At 71.6% G+C, this 17,175-nt stretch carries 15 protein-coding genes and 1 pseudogene; 7 read left to right on the top strand and 9 right to left on the bottom strand.

Annotated features, from left to right (window positions below; all coding sequences use genetic code 11):
• Nucleotides 1-345: 345 nt before the first annotated feature.
• From BLR04_RS16970 to BLR04_RS16950, 5 genes and pseudogenes are all read right to left on the bottom strand, one after another.
• Complete coding sequence (locus BLR04_RS16970; protein WP_090765520.1) at nt 346-795, bottom strand: hypothetical protein; 450 nt, start codon at nt 793-795, stop codon at nt 346-348.
• 101 nt (nt 796-896) lie between these two features.
• A complete protein-coding gene (gene add / locus BLR04_RS16965) occupies nt 897-1,847 on the bottom strand; it encodes an adenosine deaminase (RefSeq protein WP_090765517.1) in 951 nt (316 codons plus the stop codon).
• Between the two features lie 53 nt (nt 1,848-1,900).
• Complete coding sequence (locus BLR04_RS16960; protein ID WP_245740295.1) at nt 1,901-2,659, bottom strand: class I SAM-dependent methyltransferase; 759 nt, start codon at nt 2,657-2,659, stop codon at nt 1,901-1,903.
• Between the two features lie 164 nt (nt 2,660-2,823).
• A pseudogene (locus BLR04_RS16955) lies at nt 2,824-3,735 on the bottom strand (RNA polymerase sigma factor); the annotation flags it as partial.
• A 265-nt stretch (nt 3,736-4,000) separates the two neighbouring features.
• On the bottom strand, nt 4,001-5,431 hold the full coding sequence (locus BLR04_RS16950) for a WS/DGAT/MGAT family O-acyltransferase (RefSeq protein ID WP_090765512.1): 1,431 nt from the start codon (nt 5,429-5,431) through the stop codon (nt 4,001-4,003).
• Between the two features lie 139 nt (nt 5,432-5,570).
• Between BLR04_RS16950 and BLR04_RS16945 the strand changes: the two genes are divergently transcribed.
• Entirely contained in the window at nt 5,571-6,758 is a 1,188-nt protein-coding gene (locus BLR04_RS16945; RefSeq protein ID WP_090765509.1) for a cysteine desulfurase-like protein, read from the top strand.
• A gap of 85 nt (nt 6,759-6,843) precedes the next feature.
• Nucleotides 6,844-7,815 (top strand): tyrosine-type recombinase/integrase, encoded by a 972-nt coding sequence (locus BLR04_RS16940; RefSeq protein ID WP_090765506.1) that lies wholly within the window; start codon nt 6,844-6,846, stop codon nt 7,813-7,815.
• A 62-nt stretch (nt 7,816-7,877) separates the two neighbouring features.
• Here the strand turns inward: BLR04_RS16940 and BLR04_RS16935 are convergent, their stop codons facing one another.
• A complete protein-coding gene (locus BLR04_RS16935; protein WP_245740294.1) occupies nt 7,878-8,492 on the bottom strand; it encodes a TetR/AcrR family transcriptional regulator in 615 nt (204 codons plus the stop codon).
• A gap of 65 nt (nt 8,493-8,557) precedes the next feature.
• Between BLR04_RS16935 and BLR04_RS16930 the strand changes: the two genes are divergently transcribed.
• The 4 genes from BLR04_RS16930 to BLR04_RS16915 all read left to right on the top strand — a co-directional run bounded on the left by BLR04_RS16930 (nt 8,558) and on the right by BLR04_RS16915 (nt 13,765).
• Nucleotides 8,558-10,558 carry a HelD family protein gene (locus BLR04_RS16930; protein WP_090765500.1) on the top strand — a complete coding sequence of 667 codons (2,001 nt, stop codon included), beginning with the start codon at nt 8,558-8,560 and terminating at the stop codon, nt 10,556-10,558.
• A gap of 12 nt (nt 10,559-10,570) precedes the next feature.
• A complete protein-coding gene (locus tag BLR04_RS16925; RefSeq protein WP_090765497.1) occupies nt 10,571-11,167 on the top strand; it encodes an NUDIX hydrolase in 597 nt (198 codons plus the stop codon).
• 283 nt (nt 11,168-11,450) lie between these two features.
• Nucleotides 11,451-12,110 carry a lysophospholipid acyltransferase family protein gene (locus tag BLR04_RS16920; RefSeq protein WP_245740293.1) on the top strand — a complete coding sequence of 220 codons (660 nt, stop codon included), beginning with the start codon at nt 11,451-11,453 and terminating at the stop codon, nt 12,108-12,110.
• A gap of 53 nt (nt 12,111-12,163) precedes the next feature.
• The gene (locus BLR04_RS16915) at nt 12,164-13,765 is read left to right on the top strand and encodes a penicillin-binding transpeptidase domain-containing protein (protein WP_090765492.1); all 1,602 of its coding nucleotides are present in this window, start codon (nt 12,164-12,166) and stop codon (nt 13,763-13,765) included.
• Here the strand turns inward: BLR04_RS16915 and BLR04_RS16910 are convergent.
• The 3 genes from BLR04_RS16910 to BLR04_RS16900 form a co-directional block, all read right to left on the bottom strand.
• Nucleotides 13,760-14,620 (bottom strand): alpha/beta fold hydrolase, encoded by an 861-nt coding sequence (locus BLR04_RS16910; protein ID WP_176903126.1) that lies wholly within the window; start codon nt 14,618-14,620, stop codon nt 13,760-13,762. The genes BLR04_RS16915 and BLR04_RS16910 overlap by 6 nt on opposite strands.
• A 136-nt stretch (nt 14,621-14,756) precedes the next feature.
• Entirely contained in the window at nt 14,757-15,404 is a 648-nt protein-coding gene (locus BLR04_RS16905) for a PadR family transcriptional regulator (RefSeq protein WP_090765600.1), read from the bottom strand.
• Between the two features lie 322 nt (nt 15,405-15,726).
• Nucleotides 15,727-16,005: a DUF3040 domain-containing protein gene (locus BLR04_RS16900; RefSeq protein ID WP_090765486.1), complete on the bottom strand. Its 279-nt coding sequence runs from the start codon at nt 16,003-16,005 to the stop codon at nt 15,727-15,729.
• A gap of 134 nt (nt 16,006-16,139) precedes the next feature.
• Here BLR04_RS16900 and BLR04_RS16895 point away from each other — a divergent pair, with 134 nt between their 5' ends.
• A complete protein-coding gene (locus BLR04_RS16895) occupies nt 16,140-17,171 on the top strand; it encodes an Rv2578c family radical SAM protein (RefSeq protein WP_090765484.1) in 1,032 nt (343 codons plus the stop codon).
• Nucleotides 17,172-17,175: the final 4 nt, after the last annotated feature.

Genomic DNA, 17,175 nt, shown 5'->3' with positions numbered 1-17,175 from the left:
ACCTCCACGTCGTGGTGGTCTTCGGCCCAGTCATCACCCACGAACAGTCGCAACGGTCCTCCCGTTCTCGATGCCGATCACCTTCAGCAGCCTGCGGGAGAACCATCAGCGACCTAATCAAGCAGTGCTCACGCCTCTGCGGGCGGGCACGACATCCCATCAGCGATCAACTCTCCCGGCCGACCGGCAGGGGCACGGTCTTTCACCAGGACTCGATGTCCAGGAACCCAGAGTGCTCACCTGTCAGCGGCTACCACCAGGAGTCTGCCGGATGGCTTACTCCCAGAACTGATTAGGGAACCGGGTGACGAGGCCCTCCCCCGAGTGGTCTCGTCACCCGGTGGCTCATCGGAAGAAGTGGGTGGAGAAGGCGCCCCAGTCGTAGTCCTTGGACGTGCCCTCACCGAGGCGGACCCGGAACCCGTCGAAGCGGCCCTTGTCGCGGCCGTAGGCGAACTCCCACTCGTTCTCGCCGGCGGTGAAGTACAGGCGGGTGCGCTCCCAGCCCTTCTTCGCGTCGTGGTACCAGAACTCCAGGTAGCTCTTCTGCTTGTCGTGGTCGTTGTCCTTGACCGCGACGTGGAAGTAGTAGCCGCCGTCCTTGTAGTACCAGGTGCCCTTGAACGTGGAGCGCTTGGCCTTGGACTCGCCCGCGCCCCACCCGGAGTGGCCCGAGAACGTGTGCACCTTGGGCGCGGCGCTCACCCCGGCGGTGGCGGCGTCGGCGGGGGCCGCGGCGAGGGCGGTGGTCAGGGCGCCGGCGAGGACGGTGCCGGCGAGCAGGCGGCGAAGCATGGAGGGCTCCTCGATGGTGGTTCTCTCGGGACGTCGATCACCATAGGGAGCCCCGGACGGCACGGTCTGGGGAGAAATACGCATTCAGCCGCGTATGTGCACTAAGCCACGTTCAGCAGCCAGTCGTCGATGCCGGCCCGCAGCTCCGCCTTGAGGGCGTCGGGGGCGAAGGAGGCGTCGACGGCGGCACGGGCGAGCCCGGCCAGGTCGGCGTCGGTGAACCCGAGGACGTGCCGCAGCCGGTCGTACTCGTCGGCGAGCGCCGTCTCGCCGTCGGTGTTGACCGTCACCGCGAGGCCCGCCTCCCGCAGCCGGGGCAGCGGGTGCTCGGCGAGCGAGGGGACGAGCCCGAGCAGCACGTTGGACGTGGGGCAGACCTCCAGCGGGATACCCCGCTCGCGCACCTCGGCCACCAGGTCGGGGTCGTCCAGCACCCGGATGCCGTGCCCGAGCCGCTCGGCGTGCCCGACGGCGAGCGCCTCGCGGACGCTGCCGGCCCCGGCGGCCTCGCCCGCGTGGTGCACGAGGCGCAGCCCGGCGTCGCGCGCGGCGTCGCAGACCTTCGCGAACGGCGCCAGCGGGTGGCTCTCGTCGCCCGCCAGGCCGATCCCGACCACCCGCTCGTGACGCAGGGCCAGCTCGTACGTCCGCCACAGCCGCTCCACCGGGCGCCGCCTGGAGTGGTCGAGCAGCAGGCGGCACTCGACGCCGTATCGGTCGCGGCCCTCGGCCAGCCCGCCGAGCACCGCCTCCAGCGGCATCTCCGGCCGGCCGACGCGCTCGCCGTGGGCGGCGGCGGTGAAGGTCACCTCCGCGTAGCGGGTGCCCTGGGCCGCCTCGTCGGCGCAGAACTCGACGGCGACGCGGCGGAAGTGCTCGGCCGTGCGCAGCAGCCCGCGCACCTGGGCCCGCTGGTCGGCGAACTCCCTGAAGCTCGTGAACGTCCCCTCCTGCGCGGGCGTGCCACCCAGGTCGCGCACGGTCCGCGGCCGTACGGTGCTCTCCAGGTGGACGTGCAGATGGGCCTTGGGCAGCGACCGTACGTCTCTCACGTACCGGCACCCTAGGGACCGGGCCGGAGCACCCGCAATCGGTTATCCCGGGGTCACGGCTTGCGCAGGCGCATCTTCGACTGCTTGTGCGGCCCGCGCTCCCAGTCGTCCATGAACGTGGCGGTGAACCCGTACTGCTCCGCCAGGGTGGCGAGGGTCTCGGTGCGGTAGTAGAAGTCCTCGCGCAACACCTGGTGTTCCCTGCCCTCGGTGCGGTCGAAGGTGAAGTCGAACCACGCGCCCGGCTTCATCACCCTGCCGACGTGGGCGAAGCACTCCTCGATCACGTCGAGCGGCGAGTGCGAGAAGACACTGTGCGCGTGGACGACGTCGAAGTGCTCGGCAGGCAGGAACGCGAAACGCATGTCGCGTACGGGCGTGAGGTGCGGCAGCTTGTCGGCCAGGCCGTGCCGGACGAGGGTGTCCTGGGCGGCCATGAGGATGTCGGGCGAGATGTCGATGCCGTAGTAGTTGCCCGTGTGCAGGTAGTCGATGAACAGACGACCGGCCCGCAGGTTGCCGCACCCGATCTCCAGCATCCGGCACTCGGGCTTGAGTCCGTGCTCGACGAGATAGTCGAACTGCATGCGCCCGAGTTCCAGCCACCGCTTGTGGGTGTGCGAACCGACCGCGCCCTCGGGGTCGCGCGCGGTGTCGGACCGCATGACGGCCCGGTAATAGGAAATATGGTCACGCGCATGCATCCGGAACCACGTGTCGCGGGCCAGCCGCCGCAGGTGGGGGGCGATTTTCCCGGGATGGTTGATGGCGTACGTCACTTGGTGGACGAGGCTGGAACGGGAGCGTTTCACGCTATGGGAATCTAGGTCAGCGGCCCCGGCGGCCAAGGGCGTGTGGCACGACTCTTGGGCGCCCTTTTGCCCAGCCTTTCTCCACCCGAAAGAACCCTGCGGCATTCCCGCGACCATTCACGGCGCACATTTCCGGTTTTAAGCGGAATCGGCCCGCAGGGCATTCAGCTGAGATAGTCGCGCAGGGCCAGCGAGCGGGACGGATGGCGGAGCTTGGACATCGTCTTGGCCTCGATCTGACGGATGCGCTCGCGCGTCACCCCGTAGACCCGGCCGATCTCGTCGAGGGTCATCGGCTTGCCGTCGCCCAGCCCGTACCGCATGCTGATCACGCCCGCCTCGCGCTCGGACAGCTGGTCGAGCAGGGCGCGCAGTTGCTGCTGCAGGAGGGTGAACGACACCGCGTCGGCCGGGGAGACGGCCTCGGTGTCCTCGATGAGGTCGCCGAACTCGCTGTCGCCCTCCTCGCCCAGCGGCGTGTGCAGCGAGATCGGCTCGCGGCCGTAGCTCTGCACCTCGGTGACGCGGTCGACGTCGAGGTCGCACTCCTTGGCGATCTCCTCGGGCGTCGGCTCGCGGCCGAGGTCGCTCTGCAGCCGGCGCTGCACCCGCGACACCTTGTTGATCAGCTCGACCATGTGGACGGGGATACGGATCGTCCTGGCTTGGTCGGCCATGGCCCGGGTGATGGCCTGCTTGATCCACCAGGTCGCGTACGTGGAGAACTTGTAGCCGAGCCGGTAGTCGAACTTCTCGATCGTCCGGATCAGACCGAGGTTGCCCTCCTGGATGAGGTCGAGGAAGAGCATGCCGCGTCCGGTGTACCGCTTGGCGATGGAGACCACCAGCCGCAGGTTGGCCTCCAGCATGCGGCGCTTGGCGCGCTCGCCGTCGTCGGCGATCCACTCCAGGTCGGCCCGCAGGTCGGCGGGGAGCCCCATTTCGGTGTCGAGCCGTTCCCTGGCGAACAGACCCGCCTCGATCCGCTTGGCGAGGTCGATCTCCTGCTCGGCGGTGAGCAGCGGGACGCGGCCGATCTCCTTCAGATACGCCTTGACCGAGTCGGCGCCGGCCGCACCACCATCACCGACGTTGTCGTCCAGTTCGAGAACCTCTGCTGCTTGGGACAAAACTCTCTCCTCGCTCGCTTTGGGTCGGACGCGGCCAGAGGGCCGACCAGGCGGGGCTCGCACCAGGAGCCCGGGATCACTCCACGGAGACTGCGGCGATGGGCATCGGCACCTTGCACTTGTGCGGACGAACGACGTGACGGGTCTTGACGGCTCGTCTCTTTCACGCTACCCAACGGTTGGGCGTACATGGCCCGCGATCGCTCACGCCCTACTGCGGAAGCGCTGACTCCGCCTCGCGCAGCTCGGCCAGGGCGTCGTTGAGGTACCCGGCCAGCTCCCAGGCGTCCGGCACCATCTCCCGGTCGGTGACGACCCCGATGTCGAGGGAACCGTCGTAGGAGAACGCGGTGATGTTGACGCCGCCGCTCACGTCGGAGATCACCGAGACCGGGTAGAAGTGCAGCAGCCGGGCGCCGCACACGTACAGGGGGATCTGCGGGCCCGGCACGTTCGAGACGATCACGTTGATCGGCGGCGCGGCCTGCCCGATCAGCCCGAACGCCGAGCGCGAGGCCAGCCCCATGAGGGCGGCCGGCATCGACTCGCTGAACTCGCGCAGCCACCGCGCGGGCGCCACCGAGAACCGGTCCTTGATCCGGTGCATGGCATGCCGGACGTGGTACAGCCGGGCGACCGGGTCGTCGATCTGCACCGCGAGCGGGGCGGTCATGAGGGTCACCTGGTTGCCCGGCCCCGCGACGCCGGCGTCGCGCAGCGAGAACGGCACCCCGGCCACCAGCGGACGGCTCGGCACGCCGCCGTGCGCGTCCAGCCACGCGCGCAGCGCACCCGCGCACACGGCCATGACCACGTCGTTCACGGTGACCCCGAACGCCTTGCGGACCTCCTTGATCTCTTCCAGCGGCAGTGACACGAACGCGAAACGCCGGTGCCGCGACACGGGCCCGCTGAACGGTGTCCGGGGCGCGGGCAGCGTCGGCAGGCCGGGCGCCCGCCCCCGACCGCCCAGGCGGCGGGCCACGCCGGAGACGACGCCGGCGCCGGGCAGCTGCGACAGGACGGGAATCTGGTCGAGGTCGGGCACGGCCTGGGCGACGAACCGCACCGCGTGCGCCGGGTTGGCGGCCAGTCTCACCAGCCCGCGGGCCAGCATCCCCGCCGGGCCTGGCGGCGGCGCGTCGCGCTCCGGCGCCTCCTCGGGCAGGGGCGTGGCGTCGGGGCCGACGTCGAGCAGCATCGCCATCACGTCGGCGCCGCCGACGCCGTCCACGGCGGCATGATGGATCTTCGTGTACAGCCCCATGCGGCCGCCCGACAGCCCGTGGATCAGGTAGATCTCCCACAGCGGACGCGAGCGGTCGAGCGGGCGGGCGTGCAGGCGCGAGACCTGCTCGGCCAGCTGCCGCTCGTCGCCGGGCGGCGGCAGGCCGATCTCGCGCACGTGGTAGTCGAGGTCGAGGTCGTCCTGCTGCGCCCAGTACGGATGGTCGAGCCCCAGCGGCACCGGGGCGAGCCTGCGCCGCAGCGCCGGGACGTACGGAAGCCGCCGCTCGAGCAGGGCCTGCAGCTCGGCGCGGTTGAGGTCTCCCTCGACGACGGCGAGGCCGCCGATGTTGGCGATGTTCGTCGCGGTCTCGAACTGGAGGAACTGCGCGTCGAGAGCGGTCAGTTGTGGCATCCGGCACACCTCCGGCACTGAACCAATCAGACTCCGCCCACCGCTTCAAGGCGAACCGCCACATGGCTTGCGGGGAAAAAGCGACAGAGGTGGAGTATTGACACGATTGAGGCGGGCTCTGGAGGAGAATCTATGAATTATGCTCCCCTCTGAATTCCCCATCAAGCAGGTGCGCGCGACGTACCCTGCGCTCGCCGACGGTCACGCCTACCTCGACGGCGCCGCCGGCACCCAGGTGCCCACGCCGGTCATCGACGCCATCGCCACGGCCTACCGGTCGGGGCTCGGCAACGTCGGCGGCGCCTTCCCGGCGAGCCACCGTTCCGACGCCATCGTGGGCGCGTGCCGGGCGGCGGTCGCCGACCTGGTCGGCGGTGACGCCCGCGGCGTGATCCTGGGCCCGAACATGACCACGCTGACCTACCGGCTGTCCAAGGCGCTCGCCGGGCCCGGCGACGAGGTCGTGGTGTCGCGGCTCGACCACGACGCCAACGTCCGCCCCTGGACGCAGACCGGCGCCACCGTGCGCTGGGCCGAGGTCGACCCGGTCACCGGGGAGCTGCCGGTCGAGCAGTACGCCGACCTCGTGAACGAGCGGACCAGGGTGGTGGCCGTGAGCGCGGCCAGCAACATCCTCGGCACCCGGCCGGACGTGGCCGCCATCGCGGAGATCGCGCACGCGGCCGGGGCGCTGATGTACGTCGACGGCGTGCACGCCACCCCGCACGGGCCCGTCGACATGCGGGCGCTCGGCGCCGACCTCTACGCCACCAGCGCCTACAAGTGGTCGGGCCCGCACATCGGCGCGGTGATCGCCGACCCGGCGCTGCTGGAGACGCTGCGGCCGGACAAGCTTGCCTCCTCGACCGACGAGGTGCCGGAGCGGTTCGAGACGGGCACGTCGCCGTTCGCCGACTTCGACGGGGTCACCGCCGCCGTCGACCATCTGGCCGCCATGGTGCCGGGCACGGGCAGCCGCCGCGAGCGGCTGCTCACCTCGATGGCCGCGATCGAGGCGTACGAGCAGGACCTGTTCGCGGTGCTCATCGAGGGCCTGGAGACGATGCCGCACGTCACGACGTACGGCAAGCCGGCCAGGCGGACGGCCACCGCGTACTTCAACGTGGCCGGGCACACCCCGCGCCAGGTCGCCGAGCGCCTGGCCAAGCTGGGTGTCAACGTCTGGCACGGCCACAACTACGCGTGGGAGCTGACGGCGGCGCTGGGCATCCGCGACACGGGCGGCGCGGTCCGCGCGGGTCTGGTCCACTACAACGACCGCTCCGACGTGGACCGCCTCCTCGAAGGCGTGGCCCGCCTGGGCTGACGTGTCCTGGCGGCGGCGGGTTCCTGGCGTGCCGGGTGCGAAAGGAGCTGGGCGGGCTCGCCGGGGGCGTTCTAAGATCGTCCGGGTGAGCCTGCCAGCCCTGACGTCCGTTCCCGCCGTGCCGGTCGAGCCGGCGCGCGACCCGTACCACGTCTATCTCGACTCGCTCACCAGCAGCGAGTCGCGCCGGACGATGCGCGGCTGCCTCGACCGGCTGGCCCGGCTGCTCACCGGCGACGAGAACGCCACCGGCGCGGGCCAGCCCTGGCACCTGCTCCGCTACGAGCACACCGTGCGCATCCGCACGATGCTCACCGACCAGGGGTGGTCGGCGGCGTACGTGAACAAGCACCTGGTGGCGCTGCGCCGGGTGCTGAAGGAGGCCTGGCGGCTCGGGCAGACCAGCGCCGAGGACTTCGCCCGCGCCTCCGACCTGGCCCCGGTCCGCCAGAGCCGGCTGCCGACCGGGCACCACGTACCGCCCGAGGTGGTCGGGGCGGCGCTCGCGGCGTGCGACGACTCCCCGGCCGGGGTCCGCGACGCCGCGCTGATCGCGGTGCTGTACTCGACCGGCTGCCGCCGCGCCGAGCTGGGCGGCCTGGAGCTCGCCGACTACGACCCGGGCGCGCGGTCGCTGCGGGTGCGCGGCAAGCGCGACAAGGAGCGCATGGTCTACCTGACCACCGAGGCGATCGGCCTGGTGGAACGCTGGCTGGCGGTCCGGGGCGGTACGCCGGGCGCGCTGTTCAGCCCGATCAGCAAGGCGGGACGGATGCGCGAACGCGACGGCCGTCCGGTGGGGCTGACCGGGCAGGGCATCGCCGACATCCTGACCCGCCGGCTGGGCGCGGCGGGCGCGGCCCGGCGCACGGCACACGACTTCCGCCGCACGTTCATCGGCGAACTGCTCGACGCGGGGGTTGACCTCGCGACGGCCCAGGCCTTGGTGGGCCACTCGAGCCCGGCCACCACCGCCCGCTACGACCGCCGCCCCGAACGCACCCGCCGCGAAGCGGTGGACCGCCTCCGCCTCCCCGCCGCCCGCCCCCTCGCCTGACGACCACACCCCCGCCACTTCACGGCCGCGCGTTTCCTCGCCGCGCGGTCGCGGGACGCGGCTCAGAAGGCGGTGTGCAGGGTGGAGAACGCGTGTTGTGCCGCGCGCACCGCTTCTGGTTCCGCCTCCGCCATCGGGCGGCCCTGGGCGAGCATGCGCCAGTTGCGCCGGGCCAGGACGCGCTGGGTGGCGAGCACCTGGGCGGCCAGCAGGTCGGCGGCCGGTCGGGAGTCGGTACCTGAGAGGGGGTCCAGTGCCTCGGCGAGCGCCCGCTCGTCCTCGGACATGTGCTGGAAGAGCCGCGCCTGCAGGCTGGGCGTGGCGAACACCATCCGGTGGAAGGCCAGCACGTCGGGCTCGTCGTTGAGGCCGGTCACGGGGTCGCGCCGGGCGAGCCCGTCGAGGAAGTGCCGCAGCAGCGCCTCCAGCGGACGCTCCCCCGCCGCCCGCTCCCGCACCACGCGAGCCGCCTCGCCGCGGTGGTCGGCGATGCGGTGCAGGACGAGGTCCTCCTTGGCCGGGAAGTACTTGAACAGCGTCGGCTTGGACACCCGGGCCACCGCCGCGATCTCCGTGACCGGCACCTCGTCGAAGCCGCGCTCCAGGAACAGCGCGATGGCCGCCGTGGAGATGGCCTCACGCACCTGCCGCCGCTGGAGCTCCCGCAGTCCCGTCATGGCCGACATCCTAGCAAAGTGTTAACCTGGTCAATCTTTTAACCGAGTTAACATTTGGAGGACGGATGGGAACGCTCGACGAGGAACGCCTGCATGTCGCCCGCTGCCGGGCCGCACTGCGCCGGATGCTCGACAGTGCCCGCGAGAACGTCATCGTCGGCGAGACGGTGGCCGGCGACCGCTACAGCGCGGAACGGCTCGGCCGCCACCTCAAGAGCCTGGCCAAGGAGCTCGACGAGGAGCCCGACGGGCCACCGTTCTTCGGCCGGCTCGACTTCGGTTCCGGCGAGCGCTCCGGTGAGCACGGTGGACGCGCGTACCACATCGGCAGGCGGCACATCTCAGGCGAGCACGGCGGCCCGCCCGTGGTGATCGACTGGCGCGCGCCTGTCGCGCGGGCGTTCTACCAGGCCGGCGCCCGCGACCCCCAGGGCGTCGCGCTGCGCCGCCGCTTCGGCTGGTCCGGCACCACGCTGACGAGCTTCGAGGACGAACGGCTGGAGAACGGCGAGGAGGGCGGCGGCACGATCCTGGCGGCCGAGATCGAACGCCCCCGCGTCGGCCCCATGCGCGACATCGTCGCCACCATCCAGCCGGAACAGGACGAGCTCGTACGCGCCGACCTCGACACCTCGATCTGCGTCCAGGGCGGGCCGGGCACCGGCAAGACCGCCGTCGGCCTGCACCGGGCCGCGTACCTGCTCTACGCCCACCGCAAGCGCCTGGAGCGGAGCGGCGTGCTGGTGCTCGGCCCGAACCCGGCCTTCCTCGGCTACATCGCGGCCGTGCTTCCCGCGCTCGGCGAGATGGACACCGAGCAGACCACCCTCGAGCGCCTGATCGCCAGGGCCCCGGTCACCGCCGTCGACGGCGAGCAGGCCGCGATCGTCAAGCACGACGTCCGCATGGCGCAGGTGCTGCGCCGAGCCTTGTACGCACGGATCCGCAGACCCGTCGAGCCGGTCGTGGTGCCGGACGGCTCCACCCGGTGGCGGGTCCACGAGGACGAGCTGCGCCGCATCGTGGACGACACCCGCCGCGAGTCCCTCCCGTACGGCGTGGGCCGCGAACGCGTCCGCGCCCGCGTGGTGTCCGCGGTCCGCCGCCAGGCCGAGAGCCGGGGCAGGACGGCGACCGGGGCCTGGCTGCGCAAGGTCGGCCGCGCCGTCACCCCCGCCCTGGACGCCGTCTGGCCCGCCGCCCGACCCGAGGAGATCGTGTACGAGGTGCTCCGCGGCCCCGCCGCGGGCGCCCCCGACCCGGCCGACGGTGTGCTGACGCCCGCCGAGCGCGCGGCCGTGACCTGGACGCGTCCGCCCCGTAGCCCCGCAGGGGCCCGCTGGTCGGCGGCCGACCTCGTCCTGCTCGACGAGGTCGCCTGCCTCCTCGAGCGGCCGCGCGGCTACGGACACGTCATCGTGGACGAGGCCCAGGACCTGTCCGCCATGGAGTGCCGAGCCGTGGCCAGGCGCGCCGAGCACGGCTCGCTCACCGTCCTCGGCGATCTCGCGCAGGGCACCACGCCGTGGGCCGCCACCTCCTGGCCGGAACGGATGGCGCTGCTCGGCCGCCCCGAGGGCCGGGTCGTCGCCCTCACCACCGGCTTCCGCGTGCCGGCCGCCGTGGTGGAGCTGGCCAACGCCCTGCTGCCCACGCTGGGCGTGCGGGTGCCGGCGACGCGCTCGTACCGGTCCGACGGGCGGCTGCGGGTGCGGCGGGAGGACGACCTGGACAAGGCGGTGGTGGCGGCGGCACGCGAGGCGCTGGCGTTCGAGGGCTCGGTCGGGGTGATCGCGACGGACGCCGCCGTGCCGGCGCTCACGGCGGCGCTGCGGGCCGACGGCGTCGAGGTGGGCGGGCGGCTCACCGTGCTGCCCGCCTCGACGGCCAAGGGGCTGGAGTACGACCACGTCGTGGCGGTGGAGCCGGCCGCCATGGTCGAGGCGGAGCCACGCGGCACGAACCGCCTGTACGTCGTCCTCACCCGAGCCGTCTCCCGCCTCGACGTCATCCACTCCCGCCCCCTCCCACCCGCGCTCGGCCTCCCCGGTCAGCCCGGGGCGTGAGATCCTGGGCGGGTGCTTTCCCCGATCGACGCGCTGCGCGAGGAGATCACCGCCCGCCTCACCGCGTTCGAACGCCGTCAGGTCCCTCCCGCGGCGGGCATCCGGCGGGCCGCCGTCACCGTGTGCCTGCTGGAGGACGGCGGGCGCGACCCGTACGTCATCGTGATCAAGCGGGCGGCGGCCGGCCGTAACGCGGGGCAGTGGGCGCTGCCCGGCGGGCGGCTCGACGACGGCGAGGAGCCGCTGGAGGCCGCGCTGCGGGAGCTGGCCGAGGAGACCGGCGTCACGGGTGTCGAGGTGCTCGGGCTGCTCGACGACTTCGTCACCGACTCGGGATTCGTGATCACGCCGGTGGTGGCCTACGGCGGACGGCAGGAGCCGACGCCCGACCCGCGCGAGGTCGCGTCGGTGCACGCGGTGCCGCTGGAGCGGTTCCTGGCGCCCGGCGTGCCGCGCTGGCGCGGCGAGTTGCTGCAGATGCCGCTGGGGCCGTCCATCGTGATCCACGCGCCGACGGGGGCGATCCTTTGGCAGTTCGCCGAGGTGGCGCTTCGTGGCCGTGAGCAGCGGGTCTTCGACGTCGTCCAGCCGCACTGGACGCGCAGCTGAGCCGGTCAAGGACCGCCCGCGCGCACGGGTCACGTGTCGCCCATGCGACGGGCACGATTACCTCCCCGGGCGGACGGTGTGCTTAACTCGAGTTGCCGATGTGGTCTGTGTCCCCCGGGCCGCAAATTACCGCCTTCACGGAATACCGTTCGGCTGGAGCCGTGTTGTGCACCTCGCCGAGGAGGCGACCGCCACATCGGCCTCAACAGCTTGTCCAGGCGCCCCCACGACGCGGGGGCGCCTGTCCTATTGTGGGTGGCCGGCCGATGATCAGGAGAGCTCGTTGTTGTACCAAGTGGTCAAGTTCGCCGCCACGCCGTTGACGCAGGCACTGTGCCGCCCGCACATCACCGGAGCGGTCCACGTGCCGAGGACGGGCCCCGCGATCCTGGCCGCCAACCACCTGTCGGTGCTCGACTCGTTCCTGCTGCCCGCGCTGCTGCCGCGGCACGTGACGTTCACCGCCAAGAACGAGTACTTCGACGGCAACCCGATCTCCGGGTTCTTCATGCGGCTGGGCCGGAGCCTGCCGATCGACCGTGAAAGCGCCCACTCCGCCCAGGCCATGCTCGACGCGGCCGCCGAGCTGCTCGAAAGCGGAGAGCTGTTCGGCATCCACCCCGAGGGCACCCGCTCCCCCGACGGCCGCCTCTACCGCGGCAAGGTCGGCGTGGCGTGGCTGGCGCTGAAGACCGGCGCACCGGTGCTGCCGGTGGCGCTCAGCGGCACCGAGAAGGTGATGCCGTTCGGGGCGAAGGTGCCAAGGCCCGCGCGCATCGGCATCAGCATCGGGGCGCCGCTGCGGTTCGAGGGCGACCACCGCAACGCGCGCGACCGGCGACGGGTGACCGACGAGGTCATGGAGGCCATCCAGAAACTGTCGGGGCAGGAATACGTGCCGACCTACGCCGCCAGTTACAAGCAGGCCAATGGCCTGGCCTGACCCGTCCTCGCTAGGCTCGGAGACCTGTCGTCGAGGAGCAAGGGGCTGATCAAGTGGCACGGGGCCGTACCATCGCGATCGCGTCCGTAGCCACCGTGGTCGCGGTGGGGGCCGCGGGCGGTGGCGCCTGGTACGTGCTGCACACCAGAGGCACCCCGGCCGAGACCGCGCAGCAGTTCGCCGCGGCGTGGCAGGCGGGCGACGAACGGGCGATGACCGCGACGCTGGCCACGCCGCAGTCGCTCGCCGCGTACGGGCAGCAGCGCAAGGCCCTCGGGGTCGCGTCGACGAAGGTCCGGTTGGGGCAGGTGACCGAGGGTGACGGGCGGGCCCGGATCCCCTACACCGCGACACTCGAGCTGAAGAACCTCGGGCCCTGGTCGTACGAGGGACAGATCGACCTGGTGGTGAAGGACCGCGCCTGGAAGGTCGACTGGAAGCCGTCCACGCTGTACCCGTCCATGGCCGCGGGAGCCGAGTTCTCGGTCAAGACGAACTGGCCGCAGCGGGCCGCGATCACCGACGCCGACGGCGACCGCATCGACACGGGCACCGTGGGCGGCTCGGTGCAGCAGCTCGTCGGCTACCTCGACAAGGCGACCAAGAAGGACGTCGCGAAACTCGGCCCCTTCTACAGGACCGGGCAGGCCATCGGGCGGGGCGGGCTGCAGGAGACCTTCCAGAAGCAGCTGGCCGGCACGCCGACCACCGAGATCCGGCTGGGCGACAAGACGCTGCAGACCATCAAGGGCACCGACGGCGAGGGCGTCCGGACATCGCTCGACCCCCGCGCGCAGGCCGCCGCCGTGACCGCGGTGAAGGACATCGACAAACCCACCTCTTTGGTCGCCATCAGGCCGTCGACCGGAGAGGTCATCGCCATGGTGAACAACCGGGGCGGGTTCAACCGGGCGCTCGACGGCCGCTACCCGCCGGGCTCCACGTTCAAGGCGGTCACCGCGATCGGGCTGCTGAAGGCCGGGCTGTCCCCGCAGAGCCGGGTGACCTGCCCCATGTACGCCACCGTCGGCGGCCTGAAGGTCCGCAACTCCGACAAGGAGCAGTTCGGGTCGCTGTCGTTCCTCGACGCGTTCGCGTACTCGTGCAACACGACGTTCGCGCCGCTGGCCGAGCAGAAGCTGAGCCCCGACAAGCTGCTCGACGCGGCCGAGTCCGTCGGGTTCAACACGCCGCTCACCATCGGGGTGCCGGCCACGAAGGCCAGCTTCCCGAAGGCGAAGTCCGGCGCCGAGCTGGCCGCCGAGTCGTTCGGCCAGGCCCGCATCACGGCCAGCCCGCTGTCGATCGCCTCGGTGGCCGCCGCGATCGCCGACGGCACGTGGCGGCCGCCGACGCTGGTGCCGTCCATGAAGCAGAAGGCCAAGGAGCGGCCGCTGCCCGAGAAGGTGACGTCCGGGTTGCACCAGATGATGGCGGCGGTCGTGACCAAGGGCACCGCCAAGTCGGCGGGGCTGCCGTCCGGCACCCACGGCAAGACCGGCACGGCCGAGTTCGGCACCGGCGAGAAGCTCGACACCCACGCGTGGTTCATGGGGTTCAGGAACGACGTCGCGTTCGCCGTGGTCGTCGAGGGCGGCGGCGGAGGCGGCTCGGTGGCCGCCCCCGTCGCGGCGACGTTCCTCAAGGCCCTATGAGCCCGCTGTGAGGAAGCGGCGCACCTCCTCCGCCACCCGTTCTGGGTGGCCGCGCCGGTCGGCGTTGGAGGTCGCGCTGTGGTCGAGCCCCGTCAGGTCCGCGCGGCGGGCGCGCGGCAGCACGTCCTCGAGCGCCGTGAGCGCCTGACGCAGGTAGGCGGGGCTGCGGGTGCCGCCGAGCAGCAGCGTCTCCGTTCCGAGCTGCCGGTACGTCTCCAGGTCGCCGGACGTCTCCGCCACGATCCGCCCGTCCTCGCGCAGGGTCGGGGCGAGTTCGCCGAACGTGGGCTCTGCCTTGTCCGCGGCGCGCCGCTCGCTGCGCAGCATCATGCGGGTGAGCAGCTCCAGCACCGGTCTCGGGACGAGGCCGAAGAGCGGCGGGCCCAGCCGGGCCGCCTTCATGCCGGTGACCAGGGCCGCCTCGACGCGTCCCGCGGCGAGCTCCCGGTCGAGGCGCTCCAGCCAGCCGGTCGGGTTGGAACCGTCGACGTCCAGCGGGGGCTCGAAGAGCACGATCTTGCGCAGGGCCGCCGGCTCGGCGAGCGCCGTACGCAACGTGATGATCGCGCCCGAGCTGACGCCCATGGCGTACGGGGAGCCGGTGGCCCGCAGCAGCGCGCCGAGGTCCTCGACCTCGCGCTGGATGCCGTACGCGGAGCCTGCCGGGCCGCTGAGGCCCCTGCCGCGCCGGTCGGGCAGGTAGCAGGTGAAGTCGGCGGCCAGGGCGCGCGCCAGGTCGATCTGGCTGCGGCCCGCCTGCATGGCGCCGTGCAGGATGACCAGGCCGGGGCCGCTCCCGACTTCGTGGTAGGCGATGGGGGTGCCGTCCGGCGACGTCACGGTCGTCGTGTTCAAGGGGACTCCCTGTTCTTGGGTACGGCGAGGGAGCCCGGCTATCGTTGCCTGTGCCATCTCGTGGCCGGGTCTCCGCTTCGCGGGTCTAGCTGCGAGGTCTCCCGGCGGCGGTGTTGCAGCACCGCCGCCGGTTTCTTCACTGCGCCGGGCGGCCCCTCTCCGCGAGGTCCGCCAGGTCGGCGGGCAGGTCGCAGGTGCGGTGGTAGGCGCGCCAGGCGTCGAGACCGGGGAACTCGCCCGCGTCCAGCTCTTTCAGCAGCTCACGGACCCACGCGGCCTGGGCCTCGCGCATCGCCAGCGCGTACTCCGACTCGAGGAGGAACAGCCGGGGCAGCTCGGCCCGTTCGCGCTCCAGCGCCCGCCGGTCGGCCTCGACCTGTCGTTCGAGCAGCTCCAGCCGTCGGCGCAGGAGATCGCGGACCTCGTCCGGACCGAGGCCGCCCATCACCGACAGACCGGACTCGAACGGGGACGGCTCGCGGCCGGGCGTCGACAGCAGCTCGCGGGTCCAGTCGGCGGCTTCGCGCCGGCCGGCATCGGTGACGCGGTAGAGGGTGCGCTCGGGCCGGGCGCCCTGCCGGTCGGTGCCGACCGCCTCCAGCAGGCCGTGTTTCTCGAGGTTCCTTACGACGGTGTAGAGCGAGCCCCACTTGATGGGCATGTCGTCGTCCTTGCCGCGGGCGCGCAGGACGGAGGCCATCTCGTACGGGTGCATGGGGCGCTCGACCGCGACGGTCAGCACCGCGAGCGCCAGCAGGTTGGCGACCGGACGCCGCTTGGCCACCACATCCTCCTCTACGAATACTCGTACGCGAGTATAAGTCCACGAGCAGCCGCCGACAACGCCAGTGCGAGCGACCACACCCCGGAAAGCGCACTGCCCCGCTGGATCACGCCGATCACTCACCGAAGCCCCACACCCCGCCGCGACGCCACCGCCCCTCCGCGGACGGCGAGCCGCCCCGGACAGGGAGCCGACGGCCGGCGACGCGCCCGGACGGCGAGCCCACGCATCCAGGGCAACGAGCCGAGCCGGCGACACACCCCACTGTGGGAGGCCATGGGCGACAAAGAGGGAAAAAAGGGGAGTTAACGAAAGAGGGGAATCACAGCAGGGAGCTCAGAGCCATCGCAGCCGCCGCCTCGTGGCGGAGGACCATGATCAGCAATGTGGCGACCAGCGTGGCGATGAGCAGCCAGCTGATCAGGATGATGACCGTCGAGCGCCGCGGCCGCCGATACCCCGCCGGCGCACTCGACCTCGCCTCGCTACGGCGTACTCGCTCGTTGAAAGATTCCAGCCGTGCGACGAGTCTCGGATCGTCGTCGACGAGGTGCTGCTCGATCTGGGCCAGCATTCGCTCCTCGTCCTGCGACCAGGCCATGGGTGCACCTCCGGAACGCAAGCTCTCTCGCGTCTTTCTGCCCAACCCTGAAGATCATTAGCCCCAAGATGACCATGTAATTGCGACCTCTTTTCGGTTTGCGATCAAGCTCGAAAATTTGTTCTAATCAAGTCATGCGCTGGGACAACTTGCGGCTGACGGGGGCCGACGGCGACGATCCGGCGGTGCCGCTGTTCGCGCGGGGCGCGGTGACGCGCACGTTCGACACGCCCGAATTCAGAGGGATGACCTTCTACGAGATCCAAGCCAGATCGATCATCAACCGCGTGCCGGCGGCCAGCCGGGTCCCGTTCGAATACACGATCAACCCCTACCGGGGGTGCGGCCATCGCTGCATCTACTGCTTCGCCCGCAAGACGCACGAATATCTCGACCTCGACTCCGGGGCCGACTTCGACTCGAAGATCATCGTGAAGGTCAACGCCGCCGAGCTGGCCCGCAAGGAGCTCGCCTCACCCCGGTGGGGCGGCCACCACGTGGCCATGGGCACCAACGTCGACTGCTACCAGCGCGCCGAGGGCCGCTACCGGCTGATGCGCGGCATCCTGGCCGCGCTGCGCGACGCCGCCAACCCGTTCTCGATCCTCACCAAGGGCACCCTGATCCTGCGCGACCTCGACCTGCTCACCGAGGCCGCCGACGTCACCGAGGTCAGCGCGAGCGTCTCGGTGGGGTTCGTCGACCAGGAGGTCTGGCGAGCCGTCGAGCCGGGCACGCCCAACCCGCGCCGCCGCCTGCAGACGTGCGCGACGCTCAACGACAACGGCATCGCCTGCGGCGTCCTGATGGCGCCGATCCTGCCCCACCTCACCGACTCGCCGGCCCAGCTGGAGCGCACGGTCAAGGAGATCGCCGACGCGGGCGCGACCCACATCGCCCCGATCGTCCTCCACCTGCGCCCCGGGGCGCGCGAGTGGTGGCTGAGCTGGCTGTCCCGCGAACACCCCCGCCTGGTGCCCCGCTACCTGGAGCTGTACGGCCGGGGGTCGTACGCCCCGAAGGCGTACCAGGAGCAGGTGACCGGCCTGGTCAAGGAATACGCCGAACGCCACGGCGTAGGCCGAGCCACCCCCGCCATGGCCCGCCGCCTTCCTCCCCGCCCCACCCCACCCACTCCAGAACCCGAACAACTCCGCCTCCTGTAACCCC

Origin of the sequence: Nonomuraea maritima, assembly GCF_900100395.1 — a bacterium.
Taxonomy (GTDB): Bacteria; Actinomycetota; Actinomycetes; order Streptosporangiales; family Streptosporangiaceae; genus Nonomuraea; species Nonomuraea maritima.
The sequence above is the reverse complement of the archived record's forward strand: the minus strand, read 5'-3'. Positions and strand labels throughout refer to the sequence as shown.

Bases quoted from the DNA above. Each gene is read 5' to 3' on its own strand.
- BLR04_RS16970 (WP_090765520.1), bottom strand. From the start codon at position 795: ATGCTTCGCCGCCTGCTCGCCGGCACCGTCCTCGCCGGCGCCCTGACC.
- BLR04_RS16950 (WP_090765512.1), bottom strand. From the start codon at position 5,431: ATGCCACAACTGACCGCTCTCGACGCGCAGTTCCTCCAGTTCGAGACC.
- BLR04_RS16945 (WP_090765509.1), top strand. From the start codon at position 5,571: ATGCTCCCCTCTGAATTCCCCATCAAGCAGGTGCGCGCGACGTACCCT.
- BLR04_RS16935 (WP_245740294.1), bottom strand. From the start codon at position 8,492: ATGACGGGACTGCGGGAGCTCCAGCGGCGGCAGGTGCGTGAGGCCATC.
- BLR04_RS16930 (WP_090765500.1), top strand. From the start codon at position 8,558: ATGGGAACGCTCGACGAGGAACGCCTGCATGTCGCCCGCTGCCGGGCC.
- BLR04_RS16900 (WP_090765486.1), bottom strand. From the start codon at position 16,005: ATGGCCTGGTCGCAGGACGAGGAGCGAATGCTGGCCCAGATCGAGCAG.
- BLR04_RS16895 (WP_090765484.1), top strand. From the start codon at position 16,140: ATGCGCTGGGACAACTTGCGGCTGACGGGGGCCGACGGCGACGATCCG.